This window comes from Xanthomonas sp. CFBP 8445 (assembly GCF_025666235.1).
In the GTDB taxonomy this organism is placed as follows: Bacteria; Pseudomonadota; Gammaproteobacteria; order Xanthomonadales; family Xanthomonadaceae; genus Xanthomonas_A; species Xanthomonas_A indica.
Genome location: NZ_CP102594.1, coordinates 2,559,276 through 2,578,461 on the forward strand (window position 1 = coordinate 2,559,276; position 19,186 = coordinate 2,578,461).

Consider the following 19,186-nt stretch of genomic DNA (forward strand, 5'->3'; position numbering starts at 1 on the left):
GCATGCCGGGCCGCCGCGTCACCACGTCGAGCGTGCCCAGCGATCCCAGCGTGGAGACGGCACGGGCGGCCGCGGCCTGTTCCGAACTCGATCTGCTGCACTGCCTGCACTACGCCCCACAAGGGGTGCTGGTGATCGATGCGAAGGCGCGCGTGGTCGCCTTCAACCACACCGCCGAAGCGTTGTGGAACCGCCCGCGCGCGCAAGTGCTGGGATATCCGCTCGGCGAGCTGGTCGATGCCGAGGTGCGCGACGACTTCCTCGCCAGTTGCCTGCACGAGGACGGCAGCGGCAGCTACGAACTGCTGTTGCGCGACGTCGACGGCGCCGCGCGCTGGCTGGCGGTGAGCGCGGCCCGGGTACCGCAGAACACCAGCCAGCTGCAGGTGCTGTTCGTGCGCGACGTCAGCGCCGAGCGCGCCCGCGATGCCCGGATGCGGCTGCTGTCGCTGGCGCTGGACTCCAGCGACAACGCGATCGTCGTCTGCGATCCGGAATTGAACATTCTCTACGTCAACGCCGGCTTCAGCCAGGTGTTCGGCTACGCCGAGCGCGACGTGCTGGGACACCTGCCCAGCAACGTGCTGACCGGCCCCGGCACCGACCTGCAGACGGTGCAGTACACCCGCGAACGTGTGCGCGCCGGCTTCGGCCACCAGACCGACATCCTGGCGTACCGCAAGGACGGCACCCCGCTGTGGGCCACCCTGGTGGCCACCCCCATCGCCGGCGAGGACGGCAGCCAACAGCACTACATCCTCTCGTTCACCGACATCACCCAGAGCAAGATGCACGAGGTGCTGCACAAGAACGTGCTGGATGCGCTGGTCCGCGAACAGCCGCTGGTCGAGGTCGCCACGCTGATCTGCAAGGAGGTCGAGCGCATCGCGCCGGAACTGATGGCCGCGATCGTCAGCGTCGACGGCAGCGGCTGCCTGCAGCCCCTGGCGGCACCGAGCATGCCGGCGCGGTTCGGCGAGACCATGACCAGCATGCGCGCGGGACCGCGCTCCGGCGCCCTCGCCACCTCGATCTGGCGCAGCAAGCAGGTGCTGGTGCTCGACCCGCGCACCGACCCGCTGTTCGCCGACTACTTGGGGCTGGTGCAGCATGTGCAGTTGGGCACCTGCGTGGCCACCCCGATCAAGTCCAGCAGCGGCCGCGTCCTCGGCAGCTTCGCGCTGTGCTACCGGCAGGTGCGCGAGCCGCTGCCCTGGCACCTGGGCCTGATCGAACTCTGCGTGCATCTGTGCGCGCTGGCGCTGGAACGCGAGCAGACCAGGGCACGCGTCCACCAACTCGCCTTCTACGATTCGCTCACCGGTTTGCCCAACCGGGTGATGTTCAGCGCCCGCGCCGAGCAGGCCCTGGCCGCGGCCGAGCACCAGGGTGCGCCGGTGGCGATCCTGTTCGTGGACATCGATCGCTTCAAGCGTGTCAACGAAACCCAGGGCCATGCCGCCGGCGACGGCCTGCTGCGCGACATCGCCCGGCGCATCGGCGACACGCTGGGCATGACCGACCTGGTCGGCCGCCAGGCCGGCGACGAATTCGTGCTGATGCTGCCGAACTGCAGCGTCGCGCAGGCCGCCGGCGTCGCCGAGCGCCTGATGCTGGCGCTGGCCGAGCCGCTGGTGGTCGGCCAGGTGACCCTGCACCCCAGCGCCAGCATCGGCGTGGCGATGTTCCCCGACGACGGCCGCGACATCGAGACCCTGCTGCGCCATGCCGACCTGGCCATGTTCCGGGCCAAGCGCGAGGGCGGCGACAGCGTGCGCTACTTCAGTTCCGACATGAACCGCATGGCGCAGGAACGCGTGGCGATGGAGACCGCGCTGCGCGACGCCCTGCATCGCGACAAGCTGCAACTGCACTACCAGCCGCAACTGGACAGCCAGGCGCCGCATGCGCTGTACGGCGTGGAAGCGCTGCTGCGCTGGGAGCATCCCAACCTCGGCGCGATCTCGCCGGCGCGGTTCGTGCCGATGGCCGAGGAATGCGGCCTGATCGACGAGCTCGGACATTGGGTCCTGCGCGAGGCCTGCCGGCAGATGGCCGACTGGCGCCTGCGCGGCATCCCGGTGCCGCGCGTGGCGGTGAACCTGTCGGCCAACAATTTCGCCGATCCGCAGCTGCCGGCGCGGGTCGAAGGCCTGCTCGCCGCCGCCGGCCTGCAGCCGGCCGACCTGGCCCTGGAGATGACCGAGAGCGTCATGCTCTCCAACACCAGCGCGGTGCTGGCCAACCTGCGCCAGCTGCAGGCCGGCGGCGTGCTGCTGTCGCTGGACGATTTCGGCACCGGCTATTCCAGCCTTAGCCATCTGCACCAGTTGCCGGTCAACGAACTGAAGCTGGACATGAGCTTCGTCAGCGACCTGGAGCACTGCCAGACCTCGCGCGCCCTGACCACCTCGGTGCTGCGCATCGGCGAAACCCTGGGCCTGCACACCGTGGCCGAGGGCGTGGAGACCGAAGCGCAATGCGCGTTCCTGGCACGGCTGGGCTGCCGCGTGCTGCAGGGCTTCCTGTTCGCGCCGGCGCTCACACCAGCGGCGCTGGAGCACTGGCTGCAGGGGCGTGCGTCCGCACAGCCAACGTCAGCGCAGACGTAAGCGCACGCGAACGCGGCACGTCCGCCGCGCCGCGAAACGCCAGCCACATCCACAAAAAAGCCCGGCGATGCCGGGCTTTTCGTTGCGACTGTGCCGCACAGGCGGCACGTCGCGTCAGCACATCGCCGGGGCGATCAGGCGGCGACCGTGGCGGCCACGTCCTGGTAGTCCTGGATCTGATCGAAGTTCATGTAGCGATAGATCTGCTCGCCGCTGGTCTTGATCACGCCCACGTCGGCCATGTACTCGTCCTTGGTCGGGATCCGGCCCAGGCGCGAGCAGATCGCCGCCAGTTCCGCCGAGCCCAGGTACACGTTGGTGTTGCGGCCCAGGCGGTTGGGGAAGTTGCGGGTGGAGGTCGAGAACACCGTGGCGCCCTCGCGCGCCTGCGCCTGGTTGCCCATGCACAGCGAGCAGCCCGGCATTTCCATGCGCGCACCGGCGGCGCCGAAGGTGCCGTAGTGGCCTTCCTTGGTCAGCTCCGAGGCGTCCATCTTGGTCGGCGGCGCGACCCACAGGCGGGTCGGGATGTCGCGCTTGCCTTCCAGCAGCTTGGCCGCGGCACGGAAGTGGCCGATGTTGGTCATGCACGAGCCGATGAACACCTCGTCGATCGCCGCGCCGGCCACGTCGGACAGGGTCTTCACGTCGTCCGGGTCGTTCGGGCAGGCCACGATCGGCTCGTGGATGTCGGCCAGGTCGATCTCGATCACCGCCGCGTATTCGGCATCGGCATCGGGCTCGAGCAGCTGCGGGTCGGCCAGCCACTCCTCCATCTTCTTGATCCGCCGCGCCAGCGAACGCGCGTCGGCATAGCCTTCGGCGATCATCCACTTCAGCAGGGTGATGTTGCTGGTCAGGTACTCGACGATCGGCTCCTTGTTCAGGCGCACCGTGCAACCGGCGGCCGACCGCTCGGCGGAGGCGTCGGACAGTTCGAACGCCTGCTCCACCTTCAGCTCCGGCAGGCCTTCGATTTCCAGGATGCGGCCGGAGAAGATGTTCTTCTTGCCCTGCTTGGCCACGGTCAACAGGCCCTGCTTGATCGCGTAAAGCGGGATCGCGTTGACCAGATCGCGCAGGGTCACGCCCGGCTGCATCTGGCCCTTGAAGCGCACCAGCACGCTCTCGGGCATGTCCAGCGGCATGACGCCGGTGGCGGCGGCGAAGGCCACCAGGCCGGAGCCGGCCGGGAACGAGATGCCGATCGGGAAGCGGGTGTGCGAGTCGCCGCCGGTGCCGACGGTGTCGGGCAGCAGCATGCGGTTGAGCCAGCTGTGGATCACGCCGTCGCCCGGACGCAGCGACACGCCGCCGCGGGTGGAGATGAACTCCGGCAGGGTGTGGTGGGTCTTGACGTCGACCGGCTTGGGATACGCCGCGGTGTGGCAGAACGACTGCATCACCAGGTCGGCGGAGAAGCCCAGGCAGGCCAGGTCCTTCAGCTCGTCGCGGGTCATCGGGCCGGTGGTGTCCTGCGAGCCGACCGAGGTCATCTTCGGTTCGCAGTAGGTGCCCGGGCGCATGCCCTGGCCTTCCGGCAGCCCGCAGGCGCGGCCGACCATCTTCTGCGCCAGCGAGAAGCCCTTGCCGGTGTCCGGCGGGTTCATCGGCAGGCGGAACAGGTCCGAGGCCGGCAGGCCCAGGAACTCGCGCGCCTTGGCGGTGAGGCCGCGGCCGACGATCAGCGGGATGCGGCCGCCGGCGCGCACTTCGTCGAACAGCACGTCGGACTTCATCGCGAACTCGGCGATCACCTGCCCGTTCTTCAGCGCCTTGCCCTCGTACGGACGCAGCTCGACCACGTCGCCGTGCTCCATCTGCGACACGTCCAGCTCGATCGGCAGCGCGCCGGCGTCTTCCATGGTGTTGTAGAAGATCGGCGCGATCTTCGACCCCAGGCACACGCCGCCGAAGCGCTTGTTGGGGATGTAGGGGATGTCCTCGCCGGTCCACCACAGCACCGAGTTGGTCGCCGACTTGCGCGAGGAACCGGTGCCGACCACGTCGCCGACGTAGGCGACCAGGTGGCCCTTGGCCTTGAGGTCGGCGATGGCCTGGATCGGGCCGCGCTTGCCGTCCTCTTCCGGTTCGAACGGCGCGCCGTCGCGCTTGTTCTTGAGCATCGCCAGCGCGTGCAGCGGGATGTCCGGGCGGGTGGTGGCATCCGGGGCCGGCGACAGGTCGTCGGTGTTGGTCTCGCCCGGCACCTTGAACACGGTGATGGTCAGGCTCTGCGGCACTTCCGGCTTGCTGGTGAACCACTCGGCCTCGGCCCAGCTCTGCAGCACCGCCTTGGCGTGCGCGTTGCCGGCTTCGGCCTTTTCCTGCACGTCGTGGAAGGCGTCGAAGATCAGCAGCGTGTGCTTGAGGCCTTCGGCGGCGACCGCGCCCAGCTCCGGGTTGTCCAGCAGTTCGACCAGCGGATGGATGTTGTAGCCGCCGAGCATGGTGCCCAGCAGTTCGGTGGCGCGGGTGGGCGAGATCAGCGGGGTCTTCTCGCTGCCGAAGGCGACCGCGGCCAGGTACGACGCCTTGACCTTGGCGGCGTCGTCGACGCCGGCCGGCACGCGGTGGCTCAGCAGTTCGACCAGGAACTGCTCTTCGCCGGCCGGCGGATTCTTCAGCAGTTCGATGACCTGCGCGGTCTGCTGCGCGCTCAGCGGCAGCGGCGGGATTCCGAGCGCGGCGCGCTCTGCAACGTGGTGGCGGTAGGCTTCCAACATGCGGGTTCTCCGGGAAAAAACGGTGGGAATGAGCGGTAGCGGTTGCGCGGCGTCAGCCGGCAGGCTTGGGGACGATGATCTTCAAGCCCTTGAAGTAATCGCGGAAAAAACGGTCGTCGCGGGTGATCAGGCCATCGCATTGCAGCAGCGCATGCGCACCGATCAGGAAATCGGCCACCACCCGCTCGCGCTTGCCGCCGCGGGCGCGGAAGCGGCGCTGCATCTCGCCGGCGCGCAAGGCCGACTTGGCCTCCAGCGCGCTGAAGCGGATGCTCATGTCCTCCAGCACCGACAACGCCTCGGCGCCGTCGCGCAGCGCGCTGCACACTTCGGCCAGGACGATGTCGCAGACCACCACCGGGCCGGTGCTCAGGCACTGGCGCAGGCAGGCTTCGGCGGCATCGGCCTGCGGGCCGTCGGCCAGCAGATCCACCAGCACGGACGAGTCGATGGCGATCATGCGCCGGCGTCGGGTTCGGGTTCGAACGGATCGCCCGGGGCGCGGCCGCGGATCGCACGCATCGCTTCGTCGGTGCTGGCGAAGCCGTCGAGCTTGAAGCGGCCGCGGGCGCGCGAGATGGCATCGTCCACGCTCTTGCGCAGGATGATCCGGCCGCCGTCCAGTTCCACTTTCAGGATGGTGCCCTTGCTCAGGCCCAGCGCATCGCGGACGGCCTTGGGAAGAGTGATCTGACCGCGTTCGGCGACAGTGGCTTCCATCGGTGTAGGCCCGGTTCGGTATGCACGGATTATACATACTTCGGCCGTCATACCGCCAGCGACGGACACACCGCGGCACAGCGCCCGGTCAGGTAGCGGGGCGCTATGCCGCCACAGGCAACGACCTCGCGGCATCCCCGGCAGCCGCCGCACGCCCGCGCGTGAACGCCATGCCGGTGACCGCCGCGAACGCAGGGCCGCCCCGCCCTCTTTCAGCGGCTCAGAACGCCACCTGCAGCCGGGTGTTGAAGGTCGTGCCCTGGTCCTTGCCCTGCACGGTGCCGCTGCGGTTGTCGGTCTGCCAGCGGATCACGTCGAGCATCAGCCGGCTGACGTCGTTGAGGTACCAATTGGTCCCGAGCGTCCAGGCCTGGCCACGGCCGCCGCTCGGCAGCTCGGCGTAGTCCACGTCCTCGTAGCGCAGCTTCAGTTCCCAGGCGCCGGCGCCGCCGGCGGTGGCCGGGGCGGCGACCTTGACCCGGCCCCAGGTGCCGGTCTTGCCGGCATACGCGGGCAGCGCGCCGGACAGGAACCAGCCGGCCGACACCGCCCAGGCCTGGTGATCCAGATCGTAGCCGCCGGCCGCGTCGCGCCCGCGCAGATTGCGCGTGCCCCACTCGCCGCTGGCCCAGGCCGGGCCGAAGACGCCGGCCAGTTCCGCGCCGTAGCCGTCGCTGCGCTGCGCACCCAGCAGTGTTCCCGGCGCGATCCGGACCTGGTCGTTGAAATGCCCGGCGATCGCCGAACTGCGCAGCACACCGCTGACGCCGGCGGCGATCTCCTCGTGGAAGGCCCAGGCGCCCAAGTGCACGGTCGCGGCCTTGCCGGCCAGCGGATTCCAGTGCGCGCGCGCCGCCCAGGTCAGGCTGTCGTTGTCGTCGCCGGCGTTGTTGAGGTCGTTGCCCGCCACCGACAGGCTGGCGTGCCAGCCGCGCCCGTAGACGCGCTCGGTCAGGCCGACGCCGAACAGGCCGCGCTGCGGCAGGATCAGCGTGCCGACCACGTTGCGGTCCTGGAACGGGGTGTTGGACGTGCTGCTGGCGCCATCGATGCCGCGATCGTTCAGGCGATTGCCCACGCTCAACTCCGCCGGCAGGCCGAATAGGCGATGGTCGACGCTGGCGTACACCGATTTCCAGGCCACCGCGTTGTCGGCAAAGTCGCCCTCCACCACCCAGCCGAGCTGGCCGTAGCGGCCTTCGGCGCCGAGTCGCACCGAGCGGATCTCGGTGCCGGACAGGTTGCGCTGGCTGGCAGCGGAACCGTCGGTGCTGGAGGCATCGACGAACAGGCGGCCGCGCGGACGGAACACCACGTTGCCGTCGGCGCTGGCGAACTCCGGGGCGCCCTTCGACCAAGACACCTTCGGCGCCTTGGCCTGGGCCGATTCGAGCGCGGCGACGCGGACTTCCAGCGCCGGCGCGGTGGTGACGGACGCCGTGGTGGCGGGCGCCGGACTCGGCGCGGCGGGGGCCTGCAGCGCGTCGAGCCGCGCCTGCAGTTGCTGGATCTGCAGCGCCTGCTGCCGCACCAGCGCGGTCAGTTCGACCTGGCTCAATGTGGCCGGCGCGGCCGGCACGGTTTGCGCAGCGGCCTCATTGGCGCCGCCGAGCAGCAGGCCGAGCGCGAGCGTCAGCGCTGCGCGGGGCAGCACGGGATGGGGATGCATGGATGGGTCTCTCCGGCCAGCCGGGCGCCTGGCCTGGCGCTGGCCCGTTGCGATGGTGCGGGGGGATGCGATGCGCGCGACAGGCGCGCCACCGGCCTGGCCGGCGGCGCGCGGCCGCGGTCAGCTGGTGGCCTGGTTCTGCGCGTTGGGACGCCAGGTGATCAGGCGGTTCTCGATCACGTCCAGCAGCGCATCGATGAGGAGCACGAAGGCGGCCAGGATGATGATGCCGGCGAACACGCCCACGGCATTGAAGTTGCCCTCGGCCTGCGCGATCAGGTAGCCCAGGCCGGCGGAGGCGCCGAGGTATTCGCCGATGATCGCGCCGACCACGGCAAAGCCCACCGAGGTGCGCAACGACGACAGGATCCAGCTCGCCGCCGCCGGGAAGTACACGTGGCGCAGCAGGTCGCGGCGGTTGGCGCCGAGGATGCGCGCATTGGCCAGCACCACCGGATTGACCTCGCGCACGCCCTGCATGGCGTTGAAGAACGTGGTGAAGAACACCAGGGTCACCGCCAGCGCCACCTTCGACCACAGGCCCAGACCCAGCCACAGCACGAAGATCGGCGCCAGCACCACGCGCGGGATTGCGTTGAAGCCCTTGATGAAGGGGTCCAGGATCCGCGCCGAGCGCCGGCTCAGGCCCAGCCACACGCCGCCGGCCACGCCCAGCGCGGTGCCGATGACGTAGCCGAGCGCGGTTTCGGTCAGGGTGATGTAGACGTGCTGGTAGAAGCCGGTATCGGACAGCCAGGTCCAGGCCTGCTGCACGATCGCGGTCGGCGCCGGGAAGAAGAACGGGTCGATCAGGCCGAGGGCGATGCCGCCCTCCCAGCCGCCGAACACGGCCACGACCAGCGCGAGCTGGATGAGTTTGTCAGTCTTGGCGTGCATAGCTCTTCTCCACTTCGCCGCGCAGGCAGGCCCAGATGTCGCGGTACAGGTCGGTGAAACGCGCGTCGAGCTTGATCTCGGCGACGTTGCGCGGACGCGGCAGGTCCACGTCGAAACTGCGCACCACGCGGCTGGCGGGGCCGGAGGACAGCACCACCACGCGGTCGCCCAGCGCGATCGCCTCCTCCAGGTCGTGGGTGATCAGGATCACCGAGCGGCGCTGCTCCTGCCACAGCCGCAGCAGTTCGTTCTGCATGAGGTGGCGGGTGTGGATGTCCAGCGCCGAGAACGGCTCGTCCATCAGGATCACCTTCGGCTCGACGATCAGCGCCTGCGCCATCTGCACGCGCTTGCGCTGGCCGCCGGAGAGCTGGTGCGGGTAGCGGTGTTCGAACCCGGCCAGGCCGACCTTGGCCAGCCAGGCATTGGCGCGCTGCTTGCGCTCGGCCTCGGCCACGCCGCGGAAGCGCAGGCCCAGCTCCACGTTCTGGAAGGCGGTCTTCCACGGCAGCAGCGCATCCTGCTGGAACAGGTAGCCCACCGCTTCCTGTACGCCGGCGACCGGGCGGCCATCGATGACGACCTGGCCGGCGGACGGCGACAGCAGCCCCGCCACCGAGTTGAGGATGGTGCTCTTGCCGCAACCGGTGGGACCGACGATGGCCAGGAACTCGCCATCGGCGACCTGGATGTCCACGTCGCGCACGGCGGTGAAATCGCCGAAGGACATGGTGACGTTGTTGATCGCGACCATCGTCTGCGCCGGATCGAGGTGCGGCGCGCCGTTGAGGCGCTGCACGGTAGCGTTGCGTGCCATGGTTCCTCCGCTCACGGTTGGGCCGCCTTGCCCGCACCGCTGGCGCGGTCGACGAAGGCGTTGGTGTAGGTCTTGGACAGATCGATGTCCGCGCGCGCCACGTCCTTGTTGAACTCGCGCAGCACGGTCAACGGCGTTTCCAGGTCGGCGGCGACGAAGCGCCCGTCGCGGGTGAAGATGGCGCGGGCGTTCTCCACCGCCCGCGCATAGGTAGCGCGGTCGCCGGAGACGTAGGCATCGGGCAAGGCCGCGACGATCTCCTCGGCGGAGTGGTCGGCGATGAAGCGCAGCGCCATCTGCTCGGCACGCACGATCTTCTCCGCATCCTGCGGCCGCTGCTGCAGGAAGCTGCGGTTGGCGTACATCACCGAGGTCGGGTACAGCCCGCCGTAGACCTGGCGCGCACCGGCATCGCTGCGCGCATCGATCAGGATCCTGCCGATCTTGCGCTCGCTGATCAGGGTCGCCGCCGGATCGTAGTTGACCAGCAGGTCGATCTTGCCCTGCTCCAGCGCCGCCACCGCGGCCGCGCCGGAGCCGACGCCGATCAACGACACCGCACGCTCGGCGATGCCGTTGCGCGAGAGGTAATGGCGCACGAAGAAATCGGACGATGAGCCCGGCGCGGTGATGCCGACCTTCAGTCCCTTGATGGTCTGCGGCCTGGCCGGATCGAAGGCGGTGTCGTTGCGCCCGGCCAGCACCAGCCCGGAATTGCGCGAGAGCAGCACGAAGGCGACCACGTCCTTGCGCTTGGACTGCATCTGGATGGTGTGGTCGTAGAAACCCACCGCCACGTCGGTGGAGTTGGCCACCAAGGCCTGCAGCACCTTGGAGCCGCCCTGGGCGAAGTTCTCGGTCTTGACCTTGACCCCGACCTGGTCGAAATAGCCATTGGCGTCGGCGATGAAGAACGGCAGGTTGTTGAGATTGTAGGACCCGACGCTGATGCGCACGGGCGTGGCGTCGGCGCTCGCCGCATCCCCGCCGCCCTTGCCGCAGGCGGTGAGGAGCAGCAGGCCGGCCGCGGCGAGCGCCGCGGTGAAGAACGTTCTGGACAACATCGATCCCTCCCAGGATTGAAGCGTGTGCGTTGTCGGTCGAGACGCCGTGCGTGCATGCAGGCGCCGGGCCGGTTCAGGTCATGTCATGCCGCGGAGATCCATTGGCGGGCCTCGGTGGACATGGGCGAGGTCGCGAAGACCCGCCCTTCGAACAGCCGGCGGGCGGTGCGCACCACGCTGGCGACGATCGGCGCATCGGCCGCGGTGCGGCTCAATCCCACCTCCAGGGCGCCGCTTGGATGTTCAAGGACGACGTGGCGCGGCAGCGCCGCATCGCCGACGAAGACGTTGGCCAGGGTGCCCGGCGTGGCCGCCGCGGTGGCGATGCCGACCGCGCCGGTGATGGCCAGCGCGGTGTGGCACTGCTGCGGCATGAAATAGCGCACCTGCAGGTCCCCGCCATGCTGCGGTGCCGACAGCAGCACCGGCTTGGGAATCACCTTGCTGCCGGGATCGGCGATGCCCATGCGTGCGCCGGCCTGGACCCGCAGCGCCTCCAGCCGCGCCAGCAGCGCGGCATCGGCGTTCAGCTCGGCAGGCGAGGCATCGCCGCGCACGCCGAGATCGGCCGCGCGCAGCAACATCATCGGCATGGCGCAATCCACCAGACTCGTCATGACACCGTCGATGGTGTCCTGCGCCTGCCCACTCGGCAACAGCTTGCCGGTGCGTGCGCCGGCCGCGTCCAGGAACGACAGCCAGATCGGCGCCGCCGCGCCGGGCGCCCCGGCGATGCGCGTCTCGCCGCGGTACACCACCCGGCCGTGCGGGGTTTCCACCGTGGCCACGATCAGCTTGCCGGTATTGACGTTGTGGATGCGCACCTGGGTGCGCGGATGCTGTGCCTGCACCAGGCCGCGCTCGATCGCGTACGGCGCCACCGCCGCCAGCATGTTGCCGCAGTTGGGCGAGGTGTCCACCACCTGCTGGTCGACCCGCACCTGCGCGAACAGATAGTCCACGTCGGCGTCGGCGCGGCTGGAACGGTCGACGATGGCGACCTTGCTGGTCAGCGCGTTGCCGCCGCCGATGCCGTCGATCTGCAGCGGATGACCGGCGCCCATCACCTCCAGCAACAGGCGGTCGCGGCGGGCGGGATCGGCCGGCAGGTCCGGCGCGAAGAAGAACGGCCCCTTGGAGGTGCCGCCGCGCATGAGCACGCAGGGAATGCCGAGCAGATCGTTGGACATGGTGTAGATTGATGCGCCATGAAGATGAATGTCTTCGTCTGATTCGATACTGGCATGACCCAATTGATCTGTGAATTGCTAATTTTTGGATGATTGATTACCTATGAGCATCAATTGCGAAATCCTCGACCTGCGCGCGTTCCTGCTCGTGGCCGAGACGCGCAGCTTCCATCGCGCCGCCGAGGCGCTGCACATGTCGCAGCCGGCGCTGAGCCGGCGCATCCAGAAGCTGGAACAGGCGGTCGGGTCGCCGCTGCTGGAACGCACCACCCGCAGCGTGGCCACCACCGCCATCGGCGAGAACCTACTGCCGCTGGTGCGGCGCATGATCGAGGAGTTCGACGGCTCGCTGTTCTCGGTGCGCGGCCACGACGATGCGCGCGGCGCCACCGTCACCATCGCCTGCCTGCCGACTGCCGCGTTCTACTTCCTGCCCAGCGTGATGGCGCGCTTCCGCGAGGCGCATCCGCACGTGCGCTTCCGCATCCTCGACATTCCCGCCACCGAGGGCCTGCAGGCGGTGGAACGCGGCGAGGTCGAGTTCGGCATCAACTTCATGGGCGCCAACGATCCCAACCTGGATTTCGACGTGCTCGCCGAAGATCCCTTCGTGCTGGCCTGCCGCCGCGACCATCCATTGGCGAAGAAACGCCGGATCGAATGGGCCGACCTCGCCCAGCACCAGTTGATCACCGTGCACCGCACCAGCGGCAACCGGACCCTGCTCGACGGGGCGCTGGCGCGCGAGAACCTGAAGCTGAGCTGGCACTACGAAGTGACCCACCTGTCCACCTCGCTGGGCATGGTCGAGGCCGGTATCGGCGTGTCGGTGCTGCCGAAAATGGCCACGCCCGACGGCGAGCATCCGATCCTGGTGACCCGGCCGATCGGCAACCCGGTGGTCTCGCGCACCATCGGCATCGTGCGCCGGCGCAGCGCGCTGCTCTCGCCCAGCGCCGAACGTTTCCTGCAGATGCTGATGAGCCGCTGGCGCGGCAAGCCGTGACACGAGCGCTACATCTGAACGTGTAAGCTTCCGCCCGACGCCTTGGGCCGCCGCGCCTTCCGGCCGCGCCGCAACGCGGCGCAACGCCGGCAACGCAACGTCCCGGCACTCGCAAGCAGGCTCGCGAAAGCGCGCCAATGCAAGCCATCCGCAATCAGGAGTTCCCCGCATGAACGACTCGTTCTCCACCCGCAGCCAGCTGCACGTCGGCGGCAAGACCTACGGTTACTTCAGCCTGCCCAAGCTCGGCGAGCGCTTCGACATCTCGCGCCTGCCCTACTCGCTGAAGATCCTGCTGGAGAATCTGCTGCGCCACGAGGACGGCGGCGCGACCGTCGGCAAGGAGCACATCGAAGCGGTGGCGCAATGGCAGCCGACCGCCGAGCCGGACACCGAGATCGCGTTCATGCCGGCGCGGGTGGTGCTGCAGGACTTCACCGGCGTTCCGTGCGTGGTCGACCTGGCGGCGATGCGCGACGCCGTGGTCAAGCTCGGCGGACGCCCGGAGCAGATCAATCCGCTGATCCCCTCGGAACTGGTGATCGACCATTCGGTGCAGGTGGACGTGTTCGGCAAGCCCGACGCGCTGGATCTCAACGGCAAGATCGAATTCCAGCGCAACAAGGAACGCTACGGTTTCCTGCGCTGGGGCCAGAAGGCCTTCGACAACTTCAAGGTGGTGCCGCCGAACACCGGCATCGTGCACCAGGTCAACCTGGAGCACCTGGCGCGGGTGGTGATGACCGGCGAACGCGACGGCGAGGCGCTGGCCTACCCCGACACCGTGTTCGGCACCGACAGCCACACCACCATGATCAACGGCATCGGCGTGCTCGGCTGGGGCGTGGGCGGCATCGAGGCCGAAGCGGCGATGCTCGGCCAGCCCTCGTCGATGCTGATCCCGCAGGTGGTGGGCTTCAAGCTCACCGGCAAGCTGCCCGAAGGGGCCACCGCCACCGACCTGGTGCTGACGGTGACGCAGATGCTGCGCAAGCACGGGGTGGTCGGCAAGTTCGTCGAGTTCTTCGGCGACGGCCTGCAGCACCTGCCGCTGGCCGACCGCGCCACCATCGGCAACATGGCGCCGGAGTACGGCGCCACCTGCGGCATCTTCCCGATCGACGCCGAATCGCTGACCTACCTGCGCCTGTCCGGCCGCAGCGAAGAGCAGATCGCGCTGGTCGAGGCCTACGCCAAGGCGCAGGGCCTGTGGCACGACGCCGACAGCGCGCATGCCAGCTACAGCGCGACGCTGGAGCTGGACATGGGCGACGTCAAGCCGTCGCTGGCCGGCCCCAAGCGCCCGCAGGACCGGGTGCTGCTGGAAGACATGCAGCGCAACTTCCGCGACAGCCTGGTGCCGTTCGCCGACGCGCGCGCCAAGCGCCGCAGCGACGCCACGCAGGAAGACCGGCTCAAGAACGAAGGCGGCGGCGGCACCGCGGTCGGCGCCCAGGCGGCGCACGCGCAGGACGCCGAGGCCAGCGGCGCCGGCTGGCGCCTGCGCGACGGCGCGGTGGTGATCGCGGCGATCACCTCCTGCACCAACACCTCCAACCCGGCGGTCATGCTCGGCGCCGGCCTGCTCGCGCGCAACGCCGTGGCCAAGGGCCTGAAGGCGCAGCCCTGGGTCAAGACCTCGCTCGGGCCGGGCTCGCTGGTGGTCACCGACTACCTGAAGAAGGCCGGGGTGATGGGCGACCTGGAACAACTCGGTTTCTACGTGGTCGGCTACGGATGCACCACCTGCATCGGCAACTCCGGCCCGCTGCCGGAGGACGTGTCCGCGGCGATCGCGCAGGACGACCTGGTGGTGGCCTCGGTGCTGTCGGGCAACCGCAACTTCGAAGGCCGCGTGCATCCGGAAGTGAAGATGAACTACCTGGCGTCGCCGCCGCTGGTGGTCGCCTACGCCATCGCCGGCACCACCGACATCGACCTGACCCGCGACCCGCTGGGCACCGGCAGCGACGGCCAGCCGGTATACCTGCGCGACATCTGGCCGAGCAACAAGGAGATCGGCGACACCATCGCCGCCACCGTCGGCCCGGAAATGTTCAAGCAGAACTACGCCGACGTGTTCAAGGGCGACAGCCGCTGGAACACCATCGCCTCGCCCGATGGCGAGCTGTACGCCTGGGACGGCGCCTCCACCTACATCAAGAACCCGCCCTACTTCGAGGGCATGACCATGCAGGTCGGCCGCATCGAGGACGTGCATGGCGCGCGCGTGCTGGGCCTGTTCGGCGATTCGATCACCACCGACCACATCTCCCCTGCCGGCAACATCAAGAAGGACTCGCCGGCGGGCCGCTTCCTGCAGGAACGCGGCGTGCAGCCGGCCGACTTCAACAGCTACGGCAGCCGCCGCGGCAACGACGACGTCATGGTCCGCGGCACCTTCGCCAATATCCGCATCAAGAACCTGATGTTCGGCGGCGAGGAAGGCGGCAACACCCTGTACTACCCGCCCGGCGGCGGCCAGCCGGAAAAGCTGGCGATCTACGACGCGGCGATGAAGTACAAGGCCGACGGCGTGCCGCTGGTGGTGATCGGCGGCAAGGAATACGGCACCGGCTCCTCGCGCGACTGGGCGGCCAAGGGCACCAACCTGCTCGGGGTCAAGGCGGTAATCGCCGAGAGCTTCGAGCGCATCCACCGCTCCAACCTGGTCGGCATGGGCGTGCTGCCGCTGCAGTTCCTCGACGGCCAGAACGCGCAGAGCCTGGGCCTGGACGGCTCGGAGGTGTTCGAGATCACCGGCCTGCAGGACGGCGCCAGCAAGCGCGCCAAGGTCGTCGCGACCAAGGCCGACGGCGGTACGCAGTCCTTCGAGGTGGCGGTGATGCTGCTGACGCCGAAGGAAGTGGAGTACTTCCGCCACGGCGGCCTGCTGCAGTACGTGCTGCGGCAGTTGGCTGCGCGCTGACCGACCCCGCGGTTTCCGGCAGCGGAAGCCCGGCCCCCGCGCCAGCGCGGGGGCGCTGCGCCGGCGCGCGAACCCATGGTTTGCAAGCGCGCCGGCTCGCCCACCACGGCAGCCTGCTGCGGTAAGTGCTCCGGACGTTTGGCAGCACGGCCCAGCTCGCTTGTCGGTTTCCGGCGGCGAAAGCGCGACCCAAGTGGCGGCTATTGCACTGCGCAGCACAGCGGGCAGCGAAATGGCCATGTCCAGTTACTCATCCGCAGCCACGACCCCGGTTGCTGTTGCTGTTGCTGTTGCTGCTGTTGCGTTTGCTCCTGCTCTTCCGGGTTCCCTTCCGAAGCGGCGGCCAGCCCGGGGAAAAACCCCGAAGGAGCGGCGCACATGGACGTGCGCCGTCCGCGGCAGGGGCAGGATGCCCCTTCCGCGGATCCCCGGGATGGACGCGGACCCGGAGCGCGCAGCGCGGAGGGCGCGTAGGCAGGGTGTGCTTGACCAGCCTTCGGCTGTGGTAAAGCGCTTCTTTTGGTTACTTTTCTTTGCACAAGCAAAGAAAAGTAACTCGCCCGAAAGGGCGAAAGCCTCTGCTTGGCATTGCCCGGCAAGCGCACCAAGGCGCCAGCACTCGCCGCCGCATTTCAAGCGCTCAGCGTGCAGCGCACAACACCAAGAAAATCAACGACTCCCCGCCACCACCACCCCGCCCCTGTTCGCCTTTTCCCTACGGAACGGTATGCTGCCGTTGCCGGTTCTGACGGATACTGTCCGTCGTGAGCCAATCAATACGTTTCCTGGAGGGGGAATATGAGTCTGGATCGTCCGTGGTTGCAGAGTTATCCGGCCGGCGTTGGCGCCGACATCAACGTCGACGAGTACCGCTCCGTCGCCGCGGTCTTCGAAAGCTCCGTGGCCAAGTTCGGAGACCGCCCCGCCTACTGCAACTTCGGCAAGACCCTGACCTACCGCGAGGCCGGCGAACTGGCCCGGCAATTCGCCGGCTACCTGCTGGGCGAACTGCAACTCAAGAAGGGCGACCGCGTCGCCCTGATGATGCCCAACTGCCTGCAATACCCCATCGCCACCTTCGGCGTGCTGCTGGCCGGCATGACCGTGGTCAACGTCAATCCGCTCTACACCCCGCGCGAACTGCGCCACCAGCTGATCGACTCCGGCGCCAGCGCGCTGGTGGTGATCGACAACTTCGGCACCACCGTGCAGGAAGTGCTGGCCGACACGCCCGTCAAGCAGGTCATCACCACCGGCCTGGGCGACATGCTCGGTTTCCCCAAGGGCCCGCTGGTCAACTTCGTCCTGAAATACGTCAAGAAGCTGGTACCGGACTACGACATCCCCAATGCGATCCGCTTCCGTGACGCGCTGACCCTCGGCCGCCTGCACACGCTGCCGCCGATCGACATCGCACCGGACGACATCGCCTTCCTGCAATACACCGGCGGCACCACCGGCGTGGCCAAGGGCGCCATGCTGACCCACCGCAACCTGGTCGCCAACATGCTGCAGGCCGGCGCCTGGATCGCGGCAACCGGCAAGCTGGAGGAAGGCAAGGAAGTCATCATCACCGCGCTGCCGCTGTACCACATCTTCGCACTGACCGCGAACGGGCTGGTCTTCATGAAGCTCGGCGGACTCAACCACCTGATCAGCAATCCGCGCGACATGCCGGGCTTCGTCAAGGAACTGCAGAAGACCCGCTTCACCGCCTTCACCGGCGTCAATACCTTGTTCAACGGCCTGCTCAACACGCCGGGCTTCGACAAGGTGGACTTCTCCTCGCTGAAGTTCACCCTCGGCGGCGGCATGGCGGTGCAACGCGCGGTGGCCGAGCGCTGGAAGCAGGTCACCGGCGTCACCCTGGTCGAGGCCTACGGCCTCACCGAAACCTCGCCGGCGGCCTGCATCAACCCGCTGACCCTGACCGAATACAACGGCGCGATCGGCCTGCCGATCCCCTCCACCGACGCCTGCGTGAAGGACGACCAGGGGCAGATCCTGGCGCATGGCGAGGTCGGCGAGCTGTGCATCCGCGGGCCGCAGGTGATGAAGGGCTACTGGCGCCGGCCGGAAGAAACCGCCAGCGCCATCGATGCCGACGGCTGGCTGCACACCGGCGACATGGCGCGGATGGATCCGCAGGGCTTCTTCTATATCGTCGACCGCAAGAAGGACATGATCCTGGTGTCCGGCTTCAACGTGTATCCGAACGAAGTCGAGGACGTCATCGCGATGATGCCGGGCGTACTCGAAGTGGCCGCGGTCGGCGTGCCCGACGAGAAATCCGGCGAAGTGGTCAAGGTGGTCATCGTCAAGAAGGACCCCAACCTCACCGCCGAGGACGTCAAGGCCCACGCCCGCGCCAACCTCACCGGCTACAAGCATCCGCGCATCGTCGAGTTCCGCAAGGAGCTGCCCAAGACCAACGTCGGCAAGATCCTGCGGCGCGAGCTGCGCGACGCGCCGCCGCCGCAATAAGCAGGTCCGACGGGCGCCCACGCGGCGCCCGCGCAAGCGCTGGCGGGCCGAATTCCGGCCGCGGCACCCGGGTGTAGCATCCGCCGGGTGGAAACGCATTCGCCCGCTGCGCCACGCCATCTCCGCGGGCGTCTTTCCGAGAGCCCGCCATGAGCATGACCGACACGCTGCCCTGTACCCGCGCCTATTCCAGCATCCGTATCGATGCGGACGACGACGACGATAGCCACTGGTTGTACATGCATGCAGGCAACGCCGCGACACAACGGCCCTGCTTCCATCCCACGTTGATGCGCGAGATGCACAGCTATCTCGCGTCCCTCAGCCAGCCCCGCACCCTGGCGTCGGCGCGGCTGGGCAGCCTGGTGCTGGCGTCCGATGGCAGTGCGTTCAACCTCGGCGGCGATCTGGAACTGTTCGGCCACTACATCCGCCGCCGCGATCGCGCCGGGCTGATGGCCTACGCGACAAGCTGCATCGATGGCGTACACCGTTTCCACGAGGGACTTGGCGGCAGTTTCCGCACCATCGCCCTGCTGCAAGGCGATGCGCTCGGCGGCGGTCTGGAAATGGCGCTGTCGTGCCACCTGATCGTGGCCGAAGAGGATGTCGGCATGGGCCTGCCGGAAATCATGTTCGGCCTGTTCCCCGGCATGGGCGCGTATTCGTTCCTCAGCCGCCGCATCGCACCGCATGCCGCGGAAAAGCTCATCCTGGGAGGTCACGTTTTCAGCAGCCAGGAGATGCATGCCATGGGCATCGTCGACGTGCTGGTGCCCAAGGGCCAGGGCAAGGACGCGGTGCGCGACCTGATCCAGCAGCAGCGGCGCGCGCCGCTGGCGCATCTGGCGATGAATGCGATGCGCAAGGTGGTGCAGCCTGTGCGCCGCGAAGAATTGCTCGCGGTGACGGAAATCTGGGTGGACGCCGCGCTGGCCCTGGGCGAAAAGTCGCTGCGGACGATGGATCGGCTGGTGCGTGCACAGCTCCGGCGCGCCCAGGCGGGCGTCGTTGCCGCCTGAGCCCTGGCGTTGCTCTCGGCAATGGGGGATGACCCGGCTCAGCGCCGGGC

Annotated in this window: 13 protein-coding genes; 5 read left to right on the forward strand and 8 right to left on the reverse strand. The window is 68.5% G+C overall.

All coding sequences use genetic code 11. The features are described 5' to 3' along the window. Nucleotides 1-2 precede the first annotated feature (2 nt). The gene (locus NUG21_RS10885; RefSeq protein ID WP_263390856.1) at nt 3-2,612 is read left to right on the forward strand and encodes a sensor domain-containing protein; all 2,610 of its coding nucleotides are present in this window, start codon (nt 3-5) and stop codon (nt 2,610-2,612) included. Nucleotides 2,613-2,746: 134 nt separating this feature from the next. On the opposite strand, the gene acnB is transcribed toward NUG21_RS10885, so the two are convergent. The 8 genes from acnB to NUG21_RS10925 form a co-directional block, all read right to left on the reverse strand. Next, nucleotides 2,747-5,338 (reverse strand): bifunctional aconitate hydratase 2/2-methylisocitrate dehydratase, encoded by a 2,592-nt coding sequence (gene acnB, locus NUG21_RS10890; RefSeq protein WP_160946667.1) that lies wholly within the window; start codon nt 5,336-5,338, stop codon nt 2,747-2,749. Nucleotides 5,339-5,390: 52 nt separating this feature from the next. Beyond that, nucleotides 5,391-5,798, reverse strand: a complete 408-nt coding sequence (locus NUG21_RS10895) for a type II toxin-antitoxin system VapC family toxin (protein WP_019798091.1) — start codon at nt 5,796-5,798, stop codon at nt 5,391-5,393. Next, nucleotides 5,795-6,058, reverse strand: a complete 264-nt coding sequence (locus NUG21_RS10900) for an AbrB/MazE/SpoVT family DNA-binding domain-containing protein (protein WP_010343322.1) — start codon at nt 6,056-6,058, stop codon at nt 5,795-5,797. Before NUG21_RS10900 ends, NUG21_RS10895 begins: the two co-directional genes overlap by 4 nt. Before the next feature lie 220 nt (nt 6,059-6,278). Further along, nucleotides 6,279-7,727: an OprO/OprP family phosphate-selective porin gene (locus tag NUG21_RS10905; RefSeq protein ID WP_263390857.1), complete on the reverse strand. Its 1,449-nt coding sequence runs from the start codon at nt 7,725-7,727 to the stop codon at nt 6,279-6,281. 120 nt (nt 7,728-7,847) lie between these two features. Then, a complete protein-coding gene (locus tag NUG21_RS10910) occupies nt 7,848-8,624 on the reverse strand; it encodes an ABC transporter permease (protein ID WP_160946665.1) in 777 nt (258 codons plus the stop codon). Continuing rightward, on the reverse strand, nt 8,608-9,441 hold the full coding sequence (locus NUG21_RS10915; RefSeq protein ID WP_242083587.1) for an ABC transporter ATP-binding protein: 834 nt from the start codon (nt 9,439-9,441) through the stop codon (nt 8,608-8,610). The genes NUG21_RS10910 and NUG21_RS10915 overlap by 17 nt, the downstream gene beginning before the upstream one ends. Before the next feature lie 11 nt (nt 9,442-9,452). Further along, complete coding sequence (locus NUG21_RS10920) at nt 9,453-10,505, reverse strand: ABC transporter substrate-binding protein (protein ID WP_263390858.1); 1,053 nt, start codon at nt 10,503-10,505, stop codon at nt 9,453-9,455. Nucleotides 10,506-10,588: 83 nt separating this feature from the next. Then, on the reverse strand, nt 10,589-11,695 hold the full coding sequence (locus NUG21_RS10925) for a 4-oxalomesaconate tautomerase (protein ID WP_263390859.1): 1,107 nt from the start codon (nt 11,693-11,695) through the stop codon (nt 10,589-10,591). A 103-nt stretch (nt 11,696-11,798) separates the two neighbouring features. Here NUG21_RS10925 and NUG21_RS10930 point away from each other — a divergent pair, with 103 nt between their 5' ends. From NUG21_RS10930 to NUG21_RS10945, 4 genes are all read left to right on the forward strand, one after another. Further along, nucleotides 11,799-12,701 carry a LysR family transcriptional regulator gene (locus NUG21_RS10930; RefSeq protein ID WP_010343328.1) on the forward strand — a complete coding sequence of 301 codons (903 nt, stop codon included), beginning with the start codon at nt 11,799-11,801 and terminating at the stop codon, nt 12,699-12,701. A 169-nt stretch (nt 12,702-12,870) separates the two neighbouring features. Further along, nucleotides 12,871-15,630, forward strand: coding sequence for an aconitate hydratase AcnA (gene acnA / locus NUG21_RS10935; protein WP_160946661.1), 2,760 nt, complete (start codon nt 12,871-12,873; stop codon nt 15,628-15,630). A 798-nt stretch (nt 15,631-16,428) separates the two neighbouring features. Then, complete coding sequence (locus tag NUG21_RS10940; RefSeq protein ID WP_160946660.1) at nt 16,429-18,114, forward strand: fatty acyl-CoA ligase RpfB; 1,686 nt, start codon at nt 16,429-16,431, stop codon at nt 18,112-18,114. 149 nt (nt 18,115-18,263) lie between these two features. Next, the gene (locus tag NUG21_RS10945; protein WP_019797315.1) at nt 18,264-19,136 is read left to right on the forward strand and encodes a crotonase/enoyl-CoA hydratase family protein; all 873 of its coding nucleotides are present in this window, start codon (nt 18,264-18,266) and stop codon (nt 19,134-19,136) included. The last annotated feature ends 50 nt before the right edge of the window (nt 19,137-19,186 follow it).